Here is a 21,631-nt window from a genome sequence, read left to right as displayed (position 1 = left end):
GCCTCTAAAAATAAGAATGTTCAGGCGAGCAGACCCGATCAATAAACAGCGTCGCGGCCAGCAAATCGGCGGCCCCGCCAGGCGAAGCATTGAGCGCCAGCATGCGCCGGTCAAGCTGCGACAGCGCCACCTGACCTGCTGCTGTGCGGCAGCCTCCCGCCAGCAGTACGGCGCGTGCGCCCTGCTGCATGGCGACCAGTCCGGTCATACCCGCACGTGACAGCACGCAGGTATCGCTGAGCGAGGTCATGATCGCCACCAACGCATCAAGACGGGCTTCACTTTCACTGGCACCCACCGCCCGGCTGGTCAGCAGCTGCGGCAGCGCCAGCTTCATCACGTGAGGAAACGCCTGTTGCGCCTCTTCGCGTGCGCCGGGCACCTGATAGCGGTGCATTGCTTTTAACCCTTTGCTGAACAGCTTTGGCGCAGCCCGGTCGGGCAGGCTGGCCAGTGCGGCGGCGGTGCGGGTCAGCTGGTCGGCACTGGCAGCGCCACCGTGCATGGCCGCGGCACTCACCAGCAAGCCCAGCGCCCAGATTGCGCCTCGATGGGTGTTAACGCCGCCGGTTGCCGCCATCATCTGCTGCTCACCGTCACGGCCCAGGCGGCCTACCGTTTCGCGCAGGGCGATATCAGCGGGACGCAGCCAGCTGTGACGGGCCAGCGCCAGAAAGGCTGGCATCAGGCTGTGAGCGGAACGCTCCATTAGCGCCAGCGTCAGATCCTGATGCGCGCCGTTTCCCCGACTGTCGACCAGACCCGGCTTAGGGCTCAGGCGTGCTTCATCGATCAGACAATCGCGCGCCATCGTCGCCAGCTGGCTGGACTGCGCCTCGGCTTGAGTCTGTGACAGGAGTTTCATTTACCAGCTCCGGAATTTAGCAGGTGGGTTGTACAGGCCATCTGACCATTCAACCAGGTCAGCGACGCTGCCCGCTGCCAGCAGTGAACGCGTGGCGTCAGAGCGGCGGATACCCATATCTTCCGGGTAGACCACTTTGCCGCTTTTACGCAGGGCTGCGACGCGTGCCGCATCCACACCCAGGCCGATGTCGGTAATGCCCGCAACGGCAGCGACCATAGCGCGACGCTCTTCAAGACTTTCTGCGCGATAGAGATAGGCAATGCCTTCCTCAGTCAGCACATGGGTCACGTCATCGCCGTAAATCATGACCGGTGCCAGCGGCATACCGGAGGTTTTGGCGACCTCAACCGCATCCAGGGTTTCAACGAAGGTCGGTTTCGCGCCTGCCTGGAAGGTTTCGACCATCTGCACCACCAGTTTTTTACCGCGCTGCATCGGGTCTGGCTCGGTGATCATGTTCAGCCAGGCGGGCGTTGCATGACGACGGCCATGGGGATCGTGACCCATGTTAGGTGCGCCGCCGAAACCTGAAAGACGACCACGCGTCACGGTAGAGGAGTTGGCCAGCCCATCAACCTGCAGGGTGGCACCGATAAACATATCAACCGCGTACTGGCCGGCCAGCTGACAGAAGGCGCGGTTAGAGCGCATTGAGCCGTCGCTGCCGGTAAAGAAGATGTCGGGACGGGCGCGGATATACTCTTCCATCCCCAGCTCACCGCCGAAGCAGTGCACACTCTCGACCCAGCCGCTCTCAATCGCCGGGATCAGCGTCGGATGCGGGTTCAGCGTCCAGTGCTTACAGATTTTGCCTTTCAGGCCGAGCTGCTCGCCGTAGGTTGGCAGCAGCAGTTCAATCGCGGCGGTATTAAAACCGATACCGTGGTTCAGCGACTGCACCTGGTGTTCGGCATAGATGCCTTTAATCGCCATCATCGCCATCAGGATATGTTCCTGTTTGATCAGGCGCGGATCGCGGGTAAACAGCGGTTCGATAAAGAACGGTTTGTCTGCGACGACGACGTAGTCAATCCAGGAGCCGGGGATATCGACGCGAGGCAGGTCGGTTTCGTCATCGACCAGTTCATTGACCTGGGCTATCACGATACCGTCACGAAACGCGGCGGCTTCCACCAGTGCCGGGGTATCTTCGGTACTCGGGCCGGTATAGAGGTTGCCTTTGCGGTCGGCTTTGTAGCCAGCAATCAATGCCACATTCGGGCTGAGATCAACATAGAGGCGGGAATAGAGTTCGATATAGGTATGGATAGCGCCGATTTCCAGCTGGCCATCCTGTAACAGCTGAGACATGCGCAGACTTTGCGGACCGGAAAAAGAGAAGTCGAGTTTGCGGGCGATGCCTTTTTCAAAAATATCGAGATGCTCACTGCGGCCGACGCTGGGCATAATCATATGCAGGTCGTGAATCTTTGCCGGATTCACCGCTGCCAGCGTGCGGGATAAGAAGTCAGCCTGTTTCTGGTTATTCCCTTCAAGCACCACGCGGTCGCCTGGTGCAATGAGTGTTTCCAGTGCTTCGGTAGCTCTTTCTGAAGGAATGACTTTGCCATCAAGGGGAAAGGAAGCTATACGGCGCGCTTTTTCACTGCGGCGTGTGTTCCACTCCCGGGCAGGCGTTTGGCCTGTGTTCATTTCAACCTCCTGATTAGAATCGCTGTTGCTTCGTTTATGCTGAGGGAAGTCTGAGCTTTCTTAATGCATCGTTCAATTAAGTAAAAAAAATGAACGTTAGATTTAAGGTAACGATAGAGAAAGGGGGGAAGAGATAAGCGACGGGTTGAGTTTAGGCTCTGATACATGAAGTAAAAGTTACAGCAGTGAATATTGCTGGTCGTAACTGATTAACAAAAAAAAGTGTGATCAATGTTCAATTTTCATCTAGCGGTTATTCTGGTCGTGAGCGCTGAAATAGATCTGAATAGTGGTCCGGTGAACATGCCATAAAAAAAGCAGGCCGAAGCCTGCTTTCTGTATTTTAAGTCTCTGCTCAGGAGGCCAGTGACAGAACGGGTTTCGCTTTCGCTGCCAGCCACTCGGCAACGCCAGCCTGCTGCTCTTTGGTCAGCCACATACCCTGTTTGGTACGACGCCAGATAGCATCATCCAGTTCACGCACCCACTCATGCTGCACCAGGTAGCGCAGTTCGGCTTCGTAGAACTCGTGTCCGAAGTTCTCACCCAGGTCATCCAGACTTTTCGCGCCAGCCAGCAGGGTTTCCGTGCTGCTGCCATAAGTGCGCGAGAAGTGACGCGCCATATTTTCGCTGATGAACGGATAACGACGACGCAGACTGGCTGCATAATCTTCACGGGTGCCGGAGATATTGCCACCCGGTAACACGCAGTTTTTGGTCCAGGCCGGACCGGCGTTCGGGTAGTACTTCACCAGTTTTTCCAGCGCATGTTCCGCCAGCTTTCGATAAGTGGTCAGCTTGCCGCCGAATACGGAGAGCAGCGGTGCCTGACCATTATCGTCGCGCACGTCCAGCGTGTAATCACGGGTGATCGCCTGCGGTGAATCGGATTCATCATCACACAGCGGACGCACACCAGAGTAAGACCAGACGATATCGTCGGCGATCAGCTGCTTTTTAAAGTGCCCGTTGAACACTTTCAGCAGGTATTCGGTCTCGTTGTCGTCGATATTGACGTTTTTCGGATCGCCTTTGTACTCCACATCGGTGGTGCCTATGATAGAGAACTCATCCATCCACGGGATGACAAACACGATACGATTATCTTCGTTCTGCAGAATATAAGCCTGCTTCTCGGTATGAACGCGCGGCACCACGATGTGGCTGCCTTTGATCAGGCGGATACCGTAAGGCGATTTCAGCTTCAGGCTGTCATCAAACAGCTGCTTGACCCATGGACCAGCGGCGTTGACCAGGCCTTTCGCCTGCCAGGTAAAGGTTTTGCCGGTATCGACATCTTCCGCTTCAACCTTCCACAGGCCACCTTCACGCCAGGCACGGGTTACACGGGTACGGGTACGGACTTCACCGCCACGCTTCACCACTTCCTGCGCATTCAGTACTACCATGCGGGCATCATCGACCCAGCAGTCAGAATATTCGAATCCGCGCGTAATTTCCGGCTTCAGGGCCGAATCTGCGCCAAACCGCAGACTTTTACTGCCTGGCAGGCTGGTACGCTTGCCGAGGTGATCATACATAAACAGGCCGGTGCGAATCATCCACGCCGGACGCAGGTGCGGACGGTGCGGCAGACGGAAGCGCATCGGAAACGCCAGATGGGGGGCCATTTTCAGCAGGACTTCACGCTCGGCCAGTGCTTCACTGACCAGACGGAATTCGTAATGTTCAAGGTAGCGCAGGCCGCCGTGAATCAGTTTTGAACTGGCAGAGGAGGTCGCGCAAGCCAGATCCCGCGCCTCCAGCATTAACACCGACAGTCCGCGTCCTGCAGCGTCTGCTGCAATGCCGGCACCGTTGATGCCGCCGCCGATCACGATCAGGTCTTTGGTTTCCACGTCATCTCCTCCGATGTTCGGAATAGTTCTCTAATGTTCGTTTTCGAGCATAATAATAATCGCAAACCAACATTTACGCCAGTCTTTAACCGGGTAAAAACATTTTTGCGTGATATAGCTAACATTCTGCCCACCAAAAAAACAGATAGCCGTAACGATTGTCAGGTTATCGGCGTGGATTCTCGGGTTACACTACGCACCATTACGACGACGCTGTTATGAGAGATTCCATGGAAATGTTCGAATGTATTAACGTGCAGCAGGCGCAGGCGCATCTGGCTGAGGGTGCACTGCTGGTGGATATCCGCGATCCGCAAAGTTATGCCCTGGGCCATGCGGCAGGCGCGCTGCATCTGACCAATACCAACCTCAGCGACTTTGTCAGTGGCGCAGACCACAGCCTGCCGGTGCTGGTAATGTGCTATCACGGCAACAGCAGCAAAAGCGCGGCGCAATATCTGCTGGGACAGGGTTTCAGCGCGGCCTACAGCATTGATGGCGGCTTTGATGCCTGGCGTGCCGCCTTTCCTCAGCAGGTTGCCCTCGGCAGTGAATAAATTGCCGCCCGTCACATGGAGAGTTACTGATGCGCATTACCCAGTTTAATCAGCCGCGCATGGCGCAGGCGTTTGTGGACTACATGGCGACGCAGGGCATCATGCTGCGCATCGAGCATGAAAATCACTACGTCATCATGCTGGATGACGAGAGCAAGATCTCAGTAGTCGAAAACGAACTTCAGCAGTTTTTACACGACCCTAACCATCCGCGCTATCAGGCTGCCAGCTGGCACAGCGGCAAGACCGACAGCGGTCTGCGCTATGAGCGCAGCAACATCTGGGCGAACATCCGCGAGCGGGCCGGTCCGCTGACCATGTCCCTGATGGTGCTCTGTATCGTCGTGTTTATTCTGATGCAGGTGATGGGCGATCAGACCGTGATGGCCTGGCTCTCCTGGCCGGATGCCGACCAGCATCTGCAGGTCTGGCGCTGGTTCAGCCATGCGCTGCTGCACTTTTCACTGCTGCACATCCTGTTTAATCTGATGTGGTGGTGGTATCTCGGCGGGGCGGTTGAGAAGCGCCTTGGCAGCGGCAAACTGTTCGTGATTATGCTGATTTCGGCGCTGCTCAGCGGCTGGCTGCAGGCGAAGTTCAGCGGCATTTGGTTTGGCGGTCTGTCGGGCGTGGTGTATGCGCTGATGGGTTACTGCTGGCTGCGCGGCGAGCGCGATCCTGACAGCGGCGTCTATCTTGAAAGGGGATTGATCGGATTTGCGCTGGTCTGGCTGGTGATTGGCTGGTTCGGCGTCTTTGGTCTGGCGATTGCTAACGCGGCGCACGTCGCCGGTCTGGTCGTCGGGCTGGCGATGGCGCTGGTGGATACGCGTCACGTCACGCGTCGTTAGACAGGATATAAGCGGGTTAACAGGAGAGGAACGTGAAGCAGACGCAACGTCATGATGCGATTATCGATTTAGTCCGTCGTCAGGGATATGTCAGTACTGAGGAGCTGGTGGATCACTTTGAGGTCAGCCCGCAAACCATTCGTCGCGATCTCAACGATCTGGCCGATCAGAACAAAATTCAGCGTCACCACGGCGGCGCGGCGCTTCCTTCCAGCTCTGAGAATACCGCCTGGCACGATCGTAAAATGATGTGGTCAGCGGAAAAAGCGCGGATTGCGCAGCGTGTTGCCAGCCAGATCCCGGATGGGGCCACGCTGTTTATCGACATCGGCACCACGCCGGAAGCGGTGGCGCACGCGCTGCTCAACCACAGCGATTTACGTGTGGTGACCAACAATCTTAACGTGGCGATGCTGTTAATGGGCAAACCCGACTTCCGGGTGATCATCGCAGGCGGTGAAGTACGGACCCGCGATGGCGCGGTGATGGGGGAAGCGACGCTCGACTTTATTTCCCAGTTCCGGCTCGATTACGGCATCCTGGGGATCAGCGGCATCGATATGGATGGATCGCTGCTGGAGTTCGACTATCACGAAGTCCGCACCAAGCGTGCCATCATTGAAAATTCACGCTGCGTGATGCTGGTGGTGGATCACTCGAAGTTTGGTCGTAACGCCATGGTTAACCTGGGCAACATGAGTCTGCTGGACTATCTCTACACCGACAAAATGCCGCCCGCCAGCGTTATGAAAGTGATTGAGCAGCAAGAGGTTCACCTCGAACTCTGCTGATTCCTGCTACGCCAGCCGCCCGGCTGGCGTTTTTCTTTGATTGCTGTCGCTTTTTTCCTCACTCACGTCTTTACTTAACGGTTGCTGGCACCCGGTTGCCAGCCCGTGCGCTTTCTATTTTTGCTTCACCTCATTGCGTAACAGAAGGGAGTGATATGCCGCAGCAAAAATTTAATAAAGCCCGTTTTAACGCCGCATTGACCCGCCAGTGGCAGCAGTTAAGTCTCCTCTCCGCACAGCAGATGACCCCGCACCAGGCGTGGCAGGCGGTGAGCGCGGCGCTGGCCGAACTGCTGGCCGCCCAACCGGCACCGCGTCCGGCGGTGCAGCAGCGTCACGTTAATTATCTGTCGATGGAGTTTCTGATAGGCCGTCTGACCGGCAACAACCTGCTGAATCTCGGCTGGTATGACGAGGTTAAAGCGGCGCTGGCTGAGCAGCAGCTCGATTTAACCGAACTGCTGGAGCAGGAGGTCGATCCGGCGCTCGGCAACGGCGGGCTGGGACGGCTGGCCGCCTGCTACATGGATTCAATGGCAACGGTAGGGCAGTCCGCCACCGGCCATGGACTAAATTACCAGTACGGCCTGTTCCGCCAGTCTTTTGACGAGGGTAAGCAGATTGAAGCGCCCGATGACTGGCAGCGCGAACGCTATCCCTGGTTCCGCCACAACGCGGCGCTGGATGTTGACGTCGCGATGGGCGGTCGGGTAGAAAAACTGGAAAACGGCGGTGTACGCTGGCATCCCGATTTTACGCTGCGCGGTGAGGCCTGGGATTTGCCGGTCACCGGCTACCGCAACGGCGTGACGCTGCCGCTGCGCCTGTGGCAGGCAGTGAGCGCGCATCCGTTTGATCTCACCGCCTTTAATGACGGCCACTTCCTGCAGGCGGAGCAGCCCGGTATCGAAGCGGCAAAGCTCACCAAGGTTCTTTATCCCAATGACAACCATCAGGCTGGCAAGCGGCTGCGCCTGATGCAGCAATATTTCCAGTGCGCCTGTGCGGTGGCGGATATCCTGCGGCGTCACCATCTGGCGGGGCGCAGCATTCACAGCCTGCCGGATTTCGAAGTGATCCAGCTCAATGATACCCATCCGACCATTGCCATTCCGGAGATGCTGCGCGTGCTGCTGGATGAGCATCAGCTGAGCTGGGATGAAGCATGGCAGATCACCAGCCGGTTGTTTGCTTACACCAACCACACGCTGATGCCGGAGGCGCTGGAGCGTTGGGATGAGAAGCTGATGCGCAGCCTGTTGCCGCGCCACATGCTGATTATTAAAGAGACTAATCAGCGACTGAAGAAGCAGGTGAAGCAGCGCTGGCCGGATGACAAAGCGATGTGGCACAAGCTGGCGGTGGTGGCTGACGGTCAGGTGCGGATGGCCAATCTCTGCGTCGTCAGCGGCTTTGCGGTCAACGGCGTGGCGGCGCTGCACTCCCGTCTGGTGGTCAGCGATCTCTTCCCGGAGTATCACCAGCTCTGGCCGCAAAAATTCCATAACGTCACCAACGGCATTACGCCGCGTCGCTGGCTGAAGCAGTGTAACCCGGCGCTGGCCGGTCTGATTGATGAGACGCTGAAAACCGAGTGGGCCAATAACCTTGATGCATTGATCGGTCTGGAGGCTTATGCCGACGATCAGGCGTTTCGTCAGCGCTATCGCAGCATCAAACAGCAGAACAAAGCGCAGCTTACAAAGTATATCGCGCGGCACACCGGCATCATCGTGAATCCGGCTGCGCTGTTCGATGTGCAGATCAAGCGTCTGCATGAGTACAAGCGCCAGCATCTCAGCCTGCTGCATATCCTCTACTGCTATCAGACGCTGTGTAATAAACCGGAAGATGTCACCTTTACACCACGGGTATTCCTGTTCGGGGCTAAGGCCGCGCCGGGTTACTACCTCGCCAAAAATATCATCTACGCCATTAACAAAGTGGCGGAGGTGGTGAACAACGATCCGCGGGTTGGCGACAGACTCAAAGTGGTGTTTATCCCCGACTACCGTATCACCGTGGCCGAGCAGATGATCCCGGCAGCGGATCTCTCTGAGCAGATCTCCACCGCCGGTTATGAAGCCTCCGGCACCGGCAACATGAAGCTGGCGCTGAACGGTGCGCTGACGATTGGCACGCTGGATGGAGCTAATGTCGAAATTGCCGAACAGGTGGGCGAGGAGAACATCTTTATCTTCGGTCACACCGTGGATGAGGTGAAGGCGCTCAAGGCGAAAGGCTACAACCCGAAAAAGGTGCGTAAGCAGAACAAGCCGCTGGACGATTTACTGAAATCGCTGGAGAAGGGCAAATTCAGCGATGGGGATAAGCACGCCTTTGACCTGATGCTGGAAAGCCTGACGAAACACGGCGATCCCTGGCTGGTGCTGGCCGATTTCCAGGCCTATATCGAGGCGCAGCAACGGGTGGAAGCGCTATGGCGTGACCCCGAAGGCTGGACCCGCGCCGCCATCCTCAATACGGCACGAACCGGCATGTTCAGTTCGGACCGTTCCATTCGTGACTATCAGCAACGTATCTGGCAGGCACCGCGCTAAGGAGCAGCAATGAAGCAAAATTCACTCGATCAGGCCGCCCGTGCCGCAGGCATTTCACTGGATTACATCGACGTCAACGGCAGGAAAGAGGCTGTCAGCGATGAGACCAAACGCGCACTGCTGGCGGTGATGGCAGAACCGCAGAAGGCCAGTAAATCCCCGTTGCCGCCGGTCGCGGTGTTCAGCGGCAGCAGTAAGCGACAGCTGACGGCTCAGGGCAGTGGCACTTACAGCTGGCAATTGCAGACTGAAAAGGGCAAACAGCACAGCGGTGAGTTAACCGCCGGGGAGCCTTTTACGCTGCCGGGACCGTTGACCCAGGGTTATCACCAGCTGACGCTCACTAAAGGAAAGAAAAGCTGGCAGACGCGGGTTATCGTCGCACCGCGCCGCTGCTATCTGCCTCCGGCGCTGGAGGCCGGAGAAAAACGCTGGGGTGCACTGGTTCAGCTTTATACCGTGCGCTCTGAACAGAACTGGGGCATCGGCGACTTCGGCGATCTCGATCAACTGCTGGTGCAGCTGGCTGAACGCGGCGGCGATTTCGTCGGGCTGAATCCGCTGCATGCGCTCTATCCCGCCAGCGCCGGTTTTGCCAGCCCGTATAGTCCGTCATCGCGCCGCTGGCTGAACGTAATCTATATCGACGTCAGTCAGGTGACCGATTTTCAGCAAAGCGCGGCGGCGCAGAAATGGTGGAAAAGCGCGAAAACACAGAAGGCGCTGACCAAAGCACGTGAGGCGGAGCAGGTTGACTACGAAGCCGTGATGGCGCTGAAGCTGGCGGCGCTGCGCCATGCCTGGACACACTTTCAGGCGCGTGACAGCCAGAGCGAAGAGCCTCTCTCCTTGGCTGCTTTTGTGCGTGACGGCGGTGACAGCCTGCGCTATCAGGCTGCCTACGATGGCATACTGCTGGAGCGGCAGGCAGACAAGTCGCAGCAGGGCGGCTGGCCTGCCTGGCCAGAGGCGTGGCGCAACAGTCAGTCGCCGGAAGTGCAGCAGTGGTGTGAACAGCATGAACAGGAGATCGCCTTCTGGCAGTGGCTGCAATGGCTGGCGCAGCAGCAGTTCTCAGGCTGCTGGGCGCACAGTCAGGCGCTGGGCATGAGCGTCGGTCTCTACCGTGACCTGGCGGTGGGCGTGGCGGAAGGCAGTGCGGAGACCTGGCACGACCCGGAGCTTTATCGCCTCAAGGCCTCGGTGGGCGCACCGCCTGACCGTCTGGGACCGCTGGGACAAAACTGGGGCTTACCGCCGATGGATCCGCATGTGATGCAGGCGCGCGCCTATCAGCCATTTATCGACATGCTGCGCGCCAATATGCGTGACTGTGGCGCGCTGCGTATCGACCATGTGATGTCGCTGCTGCGTCTGTGGTGGGTGCCAGCCGGAGAGACGGCGGATAAAGGTGCTTATGTGGCCTATCCGGTCAACGATCTGCTGGCTATTCTGTCGCTGGAGAGCCACCGGCTGCGCTGTATGGTGATTGGCGAAGACCTCGGCACCGTGCCTCAGGAGATCGTCAGCCTGCTGCGTAAAAGCGGCGTCTTTTCATGGAAGGTGCTGTGGTTTGAGCAGGAGAAAGATGAGCGCTATCGCGCCCCTGAAGACTATCCACGTCAGTCTATCGCCAGCGCCAGTACCCATGATCTGCCGACGCTGACCGGCTTCTGGGAGCAGGGCGATCTGGAACTGGGCGAGAAGCTGGGTCTTTATCCGGGCGATGCGGTAAAAGCGTTACATGAGCAGCGTGCCGCACAGAAGCAGGCGCTGCTGGATGCGCTGCATCAGGCGGGTGCCTTACCGGCTCGCAGCCAGAAGAAGGCGGAGAAGCTGGCTATGACGCCTGCGCTGAACCGGGCGATCCATCGCTTCCTGGCGGATACCGACAGTGCGCTGCTGGGGCTACAACCGGAGGACTGGCTCGGAATGACCACGCCGGTTAACGTGCCGGGTACGGTGGATCAGTACCCTAACTGGCGACGCAAGCTGAGCAAAACGCTGGAGGAGATTTTTGCGGACAAGGAAGTGAATGCGTTACTGAAGGTCGTGAGTCAGCAGCGTCAGTCAGGAAAGAAAGAGAAGTAAGAAGGGCGCGGCAGCCGGGCTGCCGCGCTTTATCATCAGTAGAACGAGTGTTCGCCGCGCTGATGCTCGGTAATATCGCGCACGCCTTTCAGTTCCGGGAAGGCGGCCAGCAGCTCTTTCTCAATACCATCTTTCAGGGTCACGTCGATCATCGAACAGCCGTTACAGCCGCCGCCAAACTGCAGGATGGCGTAACCTTCATCGGTGATCTCCATCAGCGACACGCGACCGCCGTGGCCAGCCAGCTGTGGGTTGATCTGCGCCTGCAGCAGATACTCAACGCGCTCAACCATGGGCGCATCATCAGAGACTTTACGCATTTTGGCATTCGGCGCTTTCAGCGTCAGCTGTGAACCGAGATTGTCGGTAACGAAGTCGATTTCGGCATCTTCCAGATACGGCTTGCTCAGCTCATCAACGTAGGCAGAGAGCTTTTCGAACTTCAGTTCGGTGTCAGTAGCTTCAACTGCATCGGGCGGACAGTAAGAGACGCCACACTCGGCTGTTGGCGTACCCGGGTTAATCACGAATACGCGAATCTGGGTGCCATCTTCTTGTTTGGATAGCAGTTTAGAAAAATGTTCCTGGGCAGAGTCAGTAATTCGGATCATGTCGATTGCTCAATAGTTGACTAATTTAGTTGGTTATAATACGCCCATCAATGACGCTCTACAAGGTACGGCACAGGCACCAGACCTGCACGCTGGCGGCACCCTGCGCCAGTAACAGACGACTGATTTCATCTACGGTACTGCCGGTCGTAATGACGTCATCCAGCAGGGCGATATGGCGTCCCTGCACCGCCATTTCAAGGCGGAAGGCACCGCGTAAGTTGGTGCGGCGCTGCCGGGCGCTGAGCTGATGCTGTAATGCGCCCCTGCGCCTGCGGGAAACACCTTCACGCCATTCACATCCCAGCCAGTGCGCCAGCGGAGCGGCCAGCAGTACCGTCTGATTGAAGCCGCGCTGCCAGCGTCGCCGCCGGTGCAGCGGAACCGGCAGCAGCAGATCGGGACGCGGCACCGTGCCACGCCGGTAAACATTCAGCCAGCTTAGCAAAAGCAGCCGCGCCAGCATCACCCTGAGTGCGGTTATGTGAGAAAACTTCAGCTGATTAACCCACTGGCTGAACGGCGGACAATAGTCATTGACGCAGACCAGCGCCTGCCAGGCGGGCGGTTTAAGCTGGCAGCGGCCACAGGCGACCTTTGCTGAGCCTGCCGGTAATCCGCAGCGCGGGCAGAGCAATGGCAACGGCGGTAATTCGCGCAGGCATAAACTGCAGATGCCGTGCCGGGCTATCCGTAACGGCATCCGGCATAGCCAACACAGGGCGGGCATTGCTAGCATAGCGATCTCCTTATCAATTTCGGGATAGTAACTGATGACGTCGCTCTACTGGCACACCTGCGGGGAAGGAAAACGCGATCTTGTGCTGCTGCACGGATGGGGACTGAATGCCGAAGTCTGGCAAAGCATTATTCCGCGACTCAGCCCGCACTATCGCCTGCATCTGGTCGATCTGCCGGGTTATGGCCGAAGCGGTGATTTTGGTGCACTGACGCTGGCGCAGATGGCAGAAGAGCTACTGCCTTTGCTGCCACCGCAGGCGATAGTCGTGGGCTGGTCGCTGGGCGGACTGGTGGCAACGCAGCTGGCGCTGACAGCGGCAGAAAAGCTGGCTGCACTGATTACCGTGGCGTCGTCGCCCTGTTTCACCGCCACAGAGCGCTGGCCCGGCATTAAACCGGAGACGCTGCAGAACTTTCAGCAGATGCTCAGCAACGATTTTCAGCGCACGGTGGAGCGCTTTCTGGCGCTGCAGACGCTGGGCACTGAAACCGCGCGTGCCGATGCGCGACAGCTGAAAGAGGTGGTGCTGTCACAACCGATGCCGGAGGTAGCGGTACTGGATGGCGGTCTGGAGATTCTGCGCCAGGTCGATCTGCGCGACGCGCTACCGCAGATCAGGCTGCCGTTCCTGCGACTCTATGGGGCGCTGGATGGACTGGTGCCGCGCCGGATAGCCGCTGAGATAGATGAAATGTTGCCAGATTCGCCTTCGGTGGTTATCGAAAAAGCAGCGCATGCACCTTTTATTTCCCATCCTGACAACTTCTGTCAGCATATTGCTAACTTTATCAGTAATTTATCAGGATAGTGCTGCTTTATATTGGCAAAATCGCTGACAGCAGCAATACTTCTCTCTGTGAGCAAGGCCGCTGCAATTTTATGTGATTAGTCACGGAAATGACTATGCCGTTCCATACTGCCTTACGCGTTTAGCGGCTGCTTACATCTCACAATGGATCATGAATGAGGGTAAACATAATGAAGGTTTTTAAATGGGTTGTGGCTTCAATGATGATGGGCGCGATTTCATTTTCTGCGATGGCAGCGAAAGAAGTCACCAAAGAAGAAGTTAAGACAATGAACCTGCAGAAGATTGGCACCGTTAACACCACGGCGGAAACCACCTCGCCAATGGATGCTAAAAAAGTGCTATCTAAGCTCGCTGACGAAAAAGGCGGTAAATATTACCTGGTGATCGCCGGTCGCGAACACGGTAAATTCAGCGCCACCGCTGAAGTCTACAAGTAATTAACGTAGCCACATGAACTGCCAGGCATCCAGCTTAACCGGCTGGGTGCCATCAATTTTCTCTCCGCTCACCACATCCTGCAACGTATGCGCTACCGGCAGTTGCGTCATCACTGACCGTCCACTGAGATTAAACACGCACAGCAGTTCGTCGCCGCTCTCTGGCTGATGACGGCTGAGCACCAGCACGGCATTTTCGCTGTCATAGATCGTCATCGGATTATCAGGATGAAACGCAGGCTGGCGACGTCGTAACTGAATCAGCTGGCCAAGACGGGTATAAACCTGCTGACGCAGCCAGTCATCGCCCGCCAGCGCCGCCTCAATCTGCTGCAAATCATACTTCTGCCGATTAATCGCCCGGTTGTGCCCGGCTGCGCGTACGCCATCATAATGGTTACGGCCGCCCAGAAAACTCTGGATATAGATAGCCGGCACGCCAGGAAAGACCAGCAGAATCGCATGGGCCAGCAAAAAGCGTTTCAGCCGCGTGGCGTCATCGTCAGCTTCGCTATTTAACGCATCCAGATAGGTGACGTTGATTTCATAGGGGCTGGTGGTGCCGTCGGGGTTGTTTTTATAGGAGACGAGCGCGCCTTCCAGCGCCAGATCGCGCACCAGCGCCACAATCTCCACCTCCGACAAAATGCCGCGTGCCGGATTCAGCCCGATACCATCGTGGGATGCCAGAAAGTTGAAGAAGGTGGTGTCGTTGCTGCTGAGATCCAGCGAACAGGCCCACTGCCGCAGCGCGCGCGCCGATCCGGTATGAATGGCATGCAGGACCAGCGGCGGCAGTGAAAACTGATAGACCATCTGCGCCTCATCGTGCCCATTGCCCAGATAACTGATGTTGTCCTGATGCGGCACGTTGGTCTCGGTGATAATCACCGTCCCAGGCGCGACATGGTCGGCAATGGCGCGAAACAGCTTCACCAGCTGATGGGTTTTTTCCAGATGAATACAGCGCGTGCCGGGCGTTTTCCACATATAGCCGACCGCATCGAGACGTACATAGTCAGCGCCACGGATCAGGTAGTCGAGCAGCACGTTGACCATGCGCAGCAACACCTCAGGATTGGCAAAATTAAGGTCGATCTGGTCGGCGCTGAAGGTGGTCCAGATGAAGCGGGTGTCGCCATCGGCCATCTTAAACGGCGTCAGCAGCGGCGAAGTGCGCGGTCGCGTGACGGCACTGAGATCGGTGGCGGGCGGCATGCTGATAAAGAAATCGTTCCAGCCGGGATCCTGCGCCAGAAAGTGGCGGAACCAGGCGCTCCGTGACGACATGTGGTTGCAGACGAAGTCAAACATCAGCCGGGTTTCCTGATGCAGGCGCGCAATATCCTGCCAGTCGCCGCACTGCGGATCGACCTGATGATAATCAATCACCGAAAAGCCGTCATCGGACGACCAGGGAAAAAAGGGCAGCAGGTGGACCAGCGGAAACGTGGATTGCAGATGCTGCTGATAGAAACGGGAAAAGGTGCTGAGCGTGGGTTTACCGGCTTCCCGAAACTGATCGGCGTAGGTGATCAGCACCACATCCTGTTCATCCCAGTGTGCCTTACGCGGCAGCTTAATCGCCTCGCGGGCGGTAGCGATGTCAGCCTGCAGGCGCGTAAAGGTCGCCTCCGGGAATGTGCCAGCATAAATCTTCTCAATCAGATCGGTGATCGTTTCCATCGTGAATTGGGTGCCACAGCAGGTGTTGTTTTTATGACAGGCATCTTTTTAGCGTAGCGCGATGGCGGGGATTTTCAACCGGGGAGAAGGGTGTGAAAGGGGGGCCAGATGATGGCCCCCTGAAAAGATTAGCGTTTTTTACCGAATGCCGCGGCCAGTGCATCACCCATCGCGCTGTTACCCGCAGACGTGCTGACCGGACGTGGACGGCCTTTACCGGCGGCCGGACGTTTCTCTTCGCGCGGGGCGGCATTCTTCGCGCCGCCACGTGCATTGCTTTCGCCTGGCTGCTCATCAAGACGCATGGTCAGGGCAATACGTTTACGCTGGAGATCGACTTCCATCACTTTCACTTTGACGATATCACCCGCTTTCACCACCTGATGTGGATCTTCCACAAAGCGGTCAGAAAGCGACGAGATATGGACCAGGCCATCCTGATGCACGCCGATATCCACAAACGCACCGAAGTTAGTGACGTTGGTGACGGCACCTTCGAGGATCATGCCCGGCGTCAGATCGTTCAGCGTTTCCACGCCTTCCGCGAACTGCGCGGTTTTGAACTCAGGACGGGGATCGCGGCCCGGCTTCTCCAGCTCTTTCATGATGTCGGTAACGGTCGGCAGACCAAAACGTTCATCAATGAAATCGCGGGCGCTGAGATTACGCAGGCTGCCCGCGTTGCCCATCAGATCGCTCAGTGCCTGCTCGGTGGCGGCCAGAATACGCTCCACGACCGGGTAAGCTTCCGGGTGGACGGTCGAAGCATCCAGCGGGTTGTCGCCGTGGTTAATGCGCAGGAAGCCCGCACACTGCTCAAAGGCTTTTGGCCCAAGACGGCTCACTTTCAGCAGCTGCTGGCGATTCTGGAAGCGGCCATTCTCATCACGCCAGCCGACAATGTTTTGCGCCATCATGCGCGTCAGGCCCGCGACGCGGGTCAGCAGCGGCACCGAGGCGGTATTCAGGTCCACGCCGACGGCGTTCACGCAATCCTCGACGACGGCGTCGAGTTTCTTCGCCAGCTGGCTCTGGCTGACATCATGCTGATACTGGCCGACACCGATTGATTTCGGATCGATTTTCACCAGTTCGGCCAGCGGATCCTGCAGACGGCGGGCAATCGACACCGCGCCGCGCAGCGAAACATCGAGATCCGGGAATTCCAGCGCCGCCAGTTCAGAGGCTGAGTAGACCGATGCGCCAGCTTCGCTGACAATCACTTTCTGTGCCGTGACCTGCGGGAACTGCTGCTGCAGATCCAGGAAGAAACGCTCGGTTTCACGGGAAGCGGTACCGTTGCCAATCGCCACCAGCTCGACCTGATGCTTAATGCAGAGCGCGGCAACAGCGGCAGCGGCTTTGGCGGTCTGGCCGGTGTGCGGATAAACGGTATCGGTCGCCACGACTTTGCCGGTGGCATCGACCACAGCGACTTTAACGCCGGTACGCAGGCCGGGATCCAGTCCCATGGTGGCACGCATCCCCGCCGGCGCTGCCATCAGCAGGTCGTGCAGGTTGCGGGCAAAGACGTTAATCGCTTCATCTTCTGCGCGTTCGCGCACCGTACCCATCAGTTCGGTTTCCAGATGCAGCATCACCTTGATGCGCCACGTCCAGCTCACGACGGCTTTACGCCAGCTGTCGGCAGGGGCGTTATTCAGGCGCAGGTTCAGGTGTTCAGCAATCAGGGTTTCGCCGTGGCTTTCACGCGGTGCTTCGTCGAACTGCGGATCGGCATTGAGCGAGAGTTGCAGCACGCCTTCGTTGCGGCCACGCAGCATTGCCAGCGCACGATGCGACGGTACGGTGCTCAGCGCTTCATGATGATCAAAGTAGTCACGGAACTTCGCGCCCGCTTCCTCTTTGCCTTCCACCACGCGTGAGACCAGGTGGGCATTTTTCCACAGGTAGTTACGCACTTTGGCCAGCAGCGCGGCATCCTCGGCGAAACGCTCCATCAGAATGTAGCGGGCACCATCCAGCGCGGCACGGACATCGGCGACGCCTTTATCAGCATCGACATACTGCTCCGCCAGCTGCTCAGGGATGTGCGACGGATCCTGCCACAGTGTGTCCGCCAGCGGTTCCAGACCGGCTTCAATCGCGATCTGTCCACGCGTGCGGCGTTTCTGTTTGTAGGGCAGGTAGAGGTCTTCAAGCTCGGTTTTGCTGAGGGTGGTATTGATGGCGCGGGCGAGGTCGTCAGTCAGTTTTCCCTGATCGTCAATCGACTTCAGAATCGACTGGCGTCGCTCTTCAAGTTCACGCAGATAGCTGAGGCGGGTTTCCAGCTGGCGGAGTTGGGTATCATCCAGGCCGCCGGTGACCTCTTTACGATAGCGTGCGATAAACGGCACGGTATTCCCTTCATCTAACAGGCGAACGGCAGCGTCAACCTGCTCTGGTCGCGCCTGTAGCTCACTGGCAATTATCTGGCTCAGAACTTTCATCATCAGGACTGTCTTGCTTTCCGGGTTGAGAAATAGCCGACAGTTATACGGATTGATGGTCAAAATTGCCAGAGACGCGGGCGGCTTTCAGCGATAATCTGAATCGTTATTGCGGGTAGTCAATCGCATTGACATACCACAGTGCCGGACCCAGTGGCGTCTCAACGGTGGCGGCATCGCCGACCTCTTTTTTCAGCAGCGCCCGCGCCATCGGCGAGTCGATTGAGATGTAATCTTTGCGGCCAAAAATCTCATCGTAGCCCACAATGCGGAAGCGTTTGAGGTCGCCCTCATCGTTTTCAATTTCCACCCAGGCACCAAAGAAGACTTTGCCATCCTGCTGGGGGGAATAGTCAACAATACGCAGCTGTTCAAGACTTTTGGTCAGATAGCGAACGCGGCGGTCAATTTCACGCAGCCGTTTTTTGTTGTACTGATAATCGGCATTTTCACTGCGATCGCCAAGACTGGCAGCCCAGGTGACTTTTTTCGTCACTTCCGGTCGCTCTTCACGCCATAAATAGTCGAGTTCCGCTTTCAGCTTATCGAAGCCTTCGCGGGTAATAAGTCGGGTTTTCATGCTATACCGGCCACAGTGATCTCAGGAGCGACAGTGTAAGGCAAAGAGGGCGCGGCAAAAAAGAGTCGGGGAAAGGGTTTTTAAAGGCTAAAAACCCACGTTGATTTCCCCGGCGGCGAAAGGGTTGGTGCTGTGATTCAAAATCAAATCAGTAATCTGAAGCCAGTAGATGCTTAAACTTATTTTCCGGCGTGAGTCGCCGTGGTGGTCGAGGTGCCGGTGCTGTGACCGTCACCGCCGCCGCCGCCCATGGTGGCCAGCGCAACGCCCAGCAGGGCTGCGACTGCACCCACACCGATGGCGTCAGAGTTACCTTTTGCAGTCGTTGTCGCTGCTGCACCGGCGGCTTCACCGGTTGCTGTGGCAGCATAACCTGGGCTGACGCTGCCTAATGCCAGCGCGCTCAGCAGTAAAATTGTTTTTTTCATTGTGTATTCCCCGTTGAGACATCGAATGTTGCCAGAGCAGTCTGGTTCAAAACGAGAGGGGCGAAAAGTTGGCTTTACTGATTGATTTAAAGGGCTTTAATTTAAACTGGCCTTGCTGAGAGGGCCGCTGAAACTAATCCGAGAGGAGCGTGGGGCGTTACGCAGGTTTACTGGAATATTATGCTGCCGCTTCGCTGTTGAGGTAGATTATCTGGAGCTTATCTACAATGATGGCTGATCATTAAGTCAAATTATCTGCTAACTCACTGAATTGATTCATTGATTAAAAACTGGCTCGCTTCTGACGCCAGCGATACAGAGAAACAGGGCCTTTTTTTCAGATTTGCCGTATCAGGGGCCGGGCAGGGGCAAATGGGTTAAAACAGGCCCGAAATCACCTTAATTCAAATATAAGCTCCTGTTTAATATGCTTTGTAACAATTTTGGCTAGAATATAAACCATTAATGACTGTCACTATAAGGCATCTTTTTTTAACAATGTTGGCTCAGGCAATAGCGCCTTTGGGAGTTGAAAATGCAAGAGAACTACAAAATTCTGGTCGTCGATGATGATATGCGTCTGCGTGCACTGCTTGAACGCTATCTCACCGAGCAGGGCTTTCAGGTGCGCAGTGTCGCTAATGCCGAGCAGATGGATCGTCTGTTAACCCGTGAATCCTTTCATCTGATGGTGCTCGATCTGATGTTGCCGGGCGAAGATGGCCTCTCTATCTGCCGTCGTCTGCGCAGTCAGAGCAACCCGATGCCCATTATCATGGTGACCGCCAAGGGCGAAGAGGTGGACCGTATCGTGGGGCTGGAGATCGGCGCTGACGACTACATTCCCAAGCCTTTCAACCCGCGTGAGCTGCTGGCGCGTATCCGCGCGGTGCTGCGCCGTCAGGCCAACGAACTGCCAGGCGCACCGTCGCAGGAAGAGGCGATTATCGCCTTCGGTAAATTCAAACTTAACCTCGGCACCCGCGAGATGTTCCGTGAAGATGAGCCGATGCCGCTGACCAGCGGTGAGTTTGCCGTGCTGAAAGCGCTGGTAAGCCACCCGCGTGAGCCGCTGTCCCGTGACAAGCTGATGAACCTGGCGCGTGGCCGTGAATACAGTGCCATGGAACGTTCGATCGACGTCCAGATCTCCCGCCTGCGTCGCATGGTGGAAGAGGATCCTGCGCATCCGCGTTATATTCAGACCGTCTGGGGTCTGGGCTATGTCTTTGTGCCGGACGGCAGTAAAGCATGAAGCGACTGCGCTTCTCGCCACGGAGTTCGTTTGCCCGCACCCTGCTGCTGATCGTTACCCTGCTGTTCGTCAGCCTGGTCACGACCTATCTGGTGGTGCTGAACTTCGCCATTCTTCCCAGCCTGCAACAGTTCAATAAGGTGCTCGCTTACGAAGTTCGTATGCTGATGACCGACCGGTTGCAGCTGGAAGATGGCACGCAGCTGGAAGTGCCCCCGGCGTTTCGCCGGGAAATCTACCGCGAACTGGGGATCTCGCTCTACACCAATGCAGCAGCAGAGGAGAGCGGATTGCGTTGGGCGCAGCACTATGAGTTCCTGAGCGAGCAGATGGGGCAGCAGCTCGGCGGTCCGACCGATGTCCGGGTTGAGGTGAACAAAAACTCTCCGGTGGTCTGGCTGAAAACCTGGCTGTCGCCCGATATCTGGGTGCGGGTGCCGCTGACGGAAATTCATCAGGGCGACTTCTCACCGCTGTTCCGCTATACCCTGGCGATTATGCTGCTGGCGATTGGCGGTGCCTGGCTGTTTATCCGCATCCAGAACCGACCGCTGGTGGATCTGGAGCACGCCGCTCTGCAGGTGGGACGCGGGATTATTCCGCCGCCGCTGCGTGAGTATGGCGCGTCAGAAGTGCGATCGGTAACGCGTGCCTTTAATCAGATGGCGGCCGGGGTGAAGCAGCTGGCGGATGACCGCACGCTGTTAATGGCGGGCGTCAGCCACGATTTGCGTACGCCGCTGACCCGTATTCGTCTCGCCACCGAGATGATGAGCGAGCAGGATGGCTATCTGGCCGAATCGATTAACAAAGATATCGAAGAGTGCAACGCCATCATCGAACAGTTCATCGACTACCTGCGCACCGGTCAGGAGATGCAGACCGAGCGCGCCGACCTGAACAGCGTGCTGGGTGAAGTGGTGGCGGCGGAAAGTGGCTACGAGCGTGAAATCGAAAATGCGGTGATGCCGGAAGAGTTAATGCTGGATATCAACCCGCTGTCGATTAAGCGCGCGCTGGCTAACCTGGTGGTCAACGCCGCACGCTACGGCAATGGCTGGATCAAGGTCAGCAGCGGACGGGAACTGCATCGCGCCTGGTTCCAGGTGGAAGATGATGGACCTGGCATCAAGCCGGATCAGCTGGCGCATCTGTTCCAGCCGTTTGTGCGGGGCGACAGCGCCCGCAGCACCAGCGGAACCGGTCTCGGCCTGGCGATTGTACAGCGGATTATCGATGCCCATCAGGGCTCGCTGGAGATTGGCGAAAGCGAACGTGGCGGGTTACGTATTCGTGCCTGGTTGCCGTTAGTGGAAACGATGGCGCTGAGTCACAACAATGGCAGTAACAGCATCTCAAACTGATAAACGCGGCGCGGCAGCATCACTGCCGCGC

Annotated in this window: 18 protein-coding genes; 9 read left to right on the top strand and 9 right to left on the bottom strand. The window is 57.2% G+C overall.

Annotation, left to right across the window (positions count from 1 at the left end):
• Nucleotides 1-4: 4 nt before the first annotated feature.
• The 3 genes from BY447_RS09160 to glpD all read right to left on the bottom strand — a co-directional run bounded on the left by BY447_RS09160 (nucleotide 5) and on the right by glpD (nucleotide 4,382).
• Nucleotides 5-865 (bottom strand): triphosphoribosyl-dephospho-CoA synthase, encoded by an 861-nt coding sequence (locus BY447_RS09160; protein ID WP_110330996.1) that lies wholly within the window; start codon nucleotides 863-865, stop codon nucleotides 5-7.
• Nucleotides 866-2,521, bottom strand: coding sequence for a malonate decarboxylase subunit alpha (mdcA, locus tag BY447_RS09155; protein ID WP_033734244.1), 1,656 nt, complete (start codon nucleotides 2,519-2,521; stop codon nucleotides 866-868).
• 355 nt (nucleotides 2,522-2,876) lie between these two features.
• The gene (gene glpD, locus BY447_RS09150; RefSeq protein ID WP_110330995.1) at nucleotides 2,877-4,382 is read right to left on the bottom strand and encodes a glycerol-3-phosphate dehydrogenase; all 1,506 of its coding nucleotides are present in this window, start codon (nucleotides 4,380-4,382) and stop codon (nucleotides 2,877-2,879) included.
• Nucleotides 4,383-4,612: 230 nt separating this feature from the next.
• On the opposite strand from glpD, the gene glpE reads away from it, so the two are divergent.
• From glpE to malQ, 5 genes are all read left to right on the top strand, one after another.
• On the top strand, nucleotides 4,613-4,939 hold the full coding sequence (gene glpE / locus BY447_RS09140) for a thiosulfate sulfurtransferase GlpE (protein WP_049788879.1): 327 nt from the start codon (nucleotides 4,613-4,615) through the stop codon (nucleotides 4,937-4,939).
• A gap of 29 nt (nucleotides 4,940-4,968) precedes the next feature.
• Nucleotides 4,969-5,790, top strand: coding sequence for a rhomboid family intramembrane serine protease GlpG (gene glpG, locus BY447_RS09135; protein WP_110330993.1), 822 nt, complete (start codon nucleotides 4,969-4,971; stop codon nucleotides 5,788-5,790).
• Nucleotides 5,791-5,822: 32 nt separating this feature from the next.
• Entirely contained in the window at nucleotides 5,823-6,581 is a 759-nt protein-coding gene (locus tag BY447_RS09130; protein WP_110330992.1) for a DeoR/GlpR family transcriptional regulator, read from the top strand.
• 155 nt (nucleotides 6,582-6,736) lie between these two features.
• Nucleotides 6,737-9,142 (top strand): maltodextrin phosphorylase, encoded by a 2,406-nt coding sequence (gene malP / locus BY447_RS09125; protein ID WP_110330991.1) that lies wholly within the window; start codon nucleotides 6,737-6,739, stop codon nucleotides 9,140-9,142.
• A 9-nt stretch (nucleotides 9,143-9,151) separates the two neighbouring features.
• Nucleotides 9,152-11,233, top strand: coding sequence for a 4-alpha-glucanotransferase (gene malQ, locus BY447_RS09120; protein WP_110330990.1), 2,082 nt, complete (start codon nucleotides 9,152-9,154; stop codon nucleotides 11,231-11,233).
• A gap of 35 nt (nucleotides 11,234-11,268) precedes the next feature.
• On the opposite strand, the gene nfuA is transcribed toward malQ, so the two are convergent.
• A complete protein-coding gene (nfuA, locus tag BY447_RS09115) occupies nucleotides 11,269-11,844 on the bottom strand; it encodes a Fe-S biogenesis protein NfuA (RefSeq protein ID WP_010253194.1) in 576 nt (191 codons plus the stop codon).
• Between the two features lie 58 nt (nucleotides 11,845-11,902).
• Nucleotides 11,903-12,583: a DNA utilization protein GntX gene (gntX, locus tag BY447_RS09110; RefSeq protein ID WP_110330989.1), complete on the bottom strand. Its 681-nt coding sequence runs from the start codon at nucleotides 12,581-12,583 to the stop codon at nucleotides 11,903-11,905.
• A 34-nt stretch (nucleotides 12,584-12,617) separates the two neighbouring features.
• Between gntX and bioH the strand changes: the two genes are divergently transcribed.
• Complete coding sequence (gene bioH / locus BY447_RS09105) at nucleotides 12,618-13,394, top strand: pimeloyl-ACP methyl ester esterase BioH (RefSeq protein ID WP_110330988.1); 777 nt, start codon at nucleotides 12,618-12,620, stop codon at nucleotides 13,392-13,394.
• Between the two features lie 170 nt (nucleotides 13,395-13,564).
• On the top strand, nucleotides 13,565-13,834 hold the full coding sequence (locus BY447_RS09100) for a YdgH/BhsA/McbA-like domain containing protein (protein ID WP_003853019.1): 270 nt from the start codon (nucleotides 13,565-13,567) through the stop codon (nucleotides 13,832-13,834).
• Here the strand turns inward: BY447_RS09100 and BY447_RS09095 are convergent, their stop codons facing one another.
• The 4 genes from BY447_RS09095 to yjbE form a co-directional block, all read right to left on the bottom strand.
• Nucleotides 13,835-15,520 (bottom strand): alpha-amylase family glycosyl hydrolase, encoded by a 1,686-nt coding sequence (locus BY447_RS09095; RefSeq protein ID WP_110330987.1) that lies wholly within the window; start codon nucleotides 15,518-15,520, stop codon nucleotides 13,835-13,837. It lies immediately after the preceding gene.
• Nucleotides 15,521-15,648: 128 nt separating this feature from the next.
• The gene (locus BY447_RS09090) at nucleotides 15,649-17,976 is read right to left on the bottom strand and encodes a Tex family protein (RefSeq protein WP_033784169.1); all 2,328 of its coding nucleotides are present in this window, start codon (nucleotides 17,974-17,976) and stop codon (nucleotides 15,649-15,651) included.
• A 103-nt stretch (nucleotides 17,977-18,079) separates the two neighbouring features.
• Nucleotides 18,080-18,553 (bottom strand): transcription elongation factor GreB, encoded by a 474-nt coding sequence (gene greB, locus BY447_RS09085; RefSeq protein ID WP_013359296.1) that lies wholly within the window; start codon nucleotides 18,551-18,553, stop codon nucleotides 18,080-18,082.
• A gap of 179 nt (nucleotides 18,554-18,732) precedes the next feature.
• The gene (yjbE, locus tag BY447_RS09080) at nucleotides 18,733-18,981 is read right to left on the bottom strand and encodes an exopolysaccharide production protein YjbE (protein ID WP_013359295.1); all 249 of its coding nucleotides are present in this window, start codon (nucleotides 18,979-18,981) and stop codon (nucleotides 18,733-18,735) included.
• Between the two features lie 535 nt (nucleotides 18,982-19,516).
• Between yjbE and ompR the strand changes: the two genes are divergently transcribed.
• Together ompR and envZ are read left to right on the top strand one after the other, a co-directional pair.
• A complete protein-coding gene (gene ompR, locus BY447_RS09075; protein ID WP_003853014.1) occupies nucleotides 19,517-20,236 on the top strand; it encodes a two-component system response regulator OmpR in 720 nt (239 codons plus the stop codon).
• Entirely contained in the window at nucleotides 20,233-21,600 is a 1,368-nt protein-coding gene (envZ, locus tag BY447_RS09070) for a two-component system sensor histidine kinase EnvZ (RefSeq protein WP_013359293.1), read from the top strand. Before ompR ends, envZ begins: the two co-directional genes overlap by 4 nt.
• The last annotated feature ends 31 nt before the right edge of the window (nucleotides 21,601-21,631 follow it).

It is taken from the genome of Pantoea sp. JKS000250, from assembly GCF_003201065.1.
Lineage (GTDB): Bacteria > Pseudomonadota > Gammaproteobacteria > Enterobacterales > Enterobacteriaceae > Pantoea > Pantoea vagans.
This window is presented reverse-complemented; position numbering and strand designations above follow the sequence as displayed.

Coding starts and splice junctions, on each gene's coding strand:
- BY447_RS09160 (WP_110330996.1), bottom strand. CDS start 865: ATGAAACTCCTGTCACAGACTCAAGCCGAGGCGCAGTCCAGCCAGCTG.
- mdcA (WP_033734244.1), bottom strand. CDS start 2,521: ATGAACACAGGCCAAACGCCTGCCCGGGAGTGGAACACACGCCGCAGT.
- glpE (WP_049788879.1), top strand. CDS start 4,613: ATGGAAATGTTCGAATGTATTAACGTGCAGCAGGCGCAGGCGCATCTG.
- glpG (WP_110330993.1), top strand. CDS start 4,969: ATGCGCATTACCCAGTTTAATCAGCCGCGCATGGCGCAGGCGTTTGTG.
- malP (WP_110330991.1), top strand. CDS start 6,737: ATGCCGCAGCAAAAATTTAATAAAGCCCGTTTTAACGCCGCATTGACC.
- malQ (WP_110330990.1), top strand. CDS start 9,152: ATGAAGCAAAATTCACTCGATCAGGCCGCCCGTGCCGCAGGCATTTCA.
- nfuA (WP_010253194.1), bottom strand. CDS start 11,844: ATGATCCGAATTACTGACTCTGCCCAGGAACATTTTTCTAAACTGCTA.
- gntX (WP_110330989.1), bottom strand. CDS start 12,583: ATGCTAGCAATGCCCGCCCTGTGTTGGCTATGCCGGATGCCGTTACGG.
- bioH (WP_110330988.1), top strand. CDS start 12,618: ATGACGTCGCTCTACTGGCACACCTGCGGGGAAGGAAAACGCGATCTT.
- BY447_RS09100 (WP_003853019.1), top strand. CDS start 13,565: ATGAAGGTTTTTAAATGGGTTGTGGCTTCAATGATGATGGGCGCGATT.
- BY447_RS09095 (WP_110330987.1), bottom strand. CDS start 15,520: ATGGAAACGATCACCGATCTGATTGAGAAGATTTATGCTGGCACATTC.
- BY447_RS09090 (WP_033784169.1), bottom strand. CDS start 17,976: ATGATGAAAGTTCTGAGCCAGATAATTGCCAGTGAGCTACAGGCGCGA.
- greB (WP_013359296.1), bottom strand. CDS start 18,553: ATGAAAACCCGACTTATTACCCGCGAAGGCTTCGATAAGCTGAAAGCG.
- yjbE (WP_013359295.1), bottom strand. CDS start 18,981: ATGAAAAAAACAATTTTACTGCTGAGCGCGCTGGCATTAGGCAGCGTC.
- ompR (WP_003853014.1), top strand. CDS start 19,517: ATGCAAGAGAACTACAAAATTCTGGTCGTCGATGATGATATGCGTCTG.
- envZ (WP_013359293.1), top strand. CDS start 20,233: ATGAAGCGACTGCGCTTCTCGCCACGGAGTTCGTTTGCCCGCACCCTG.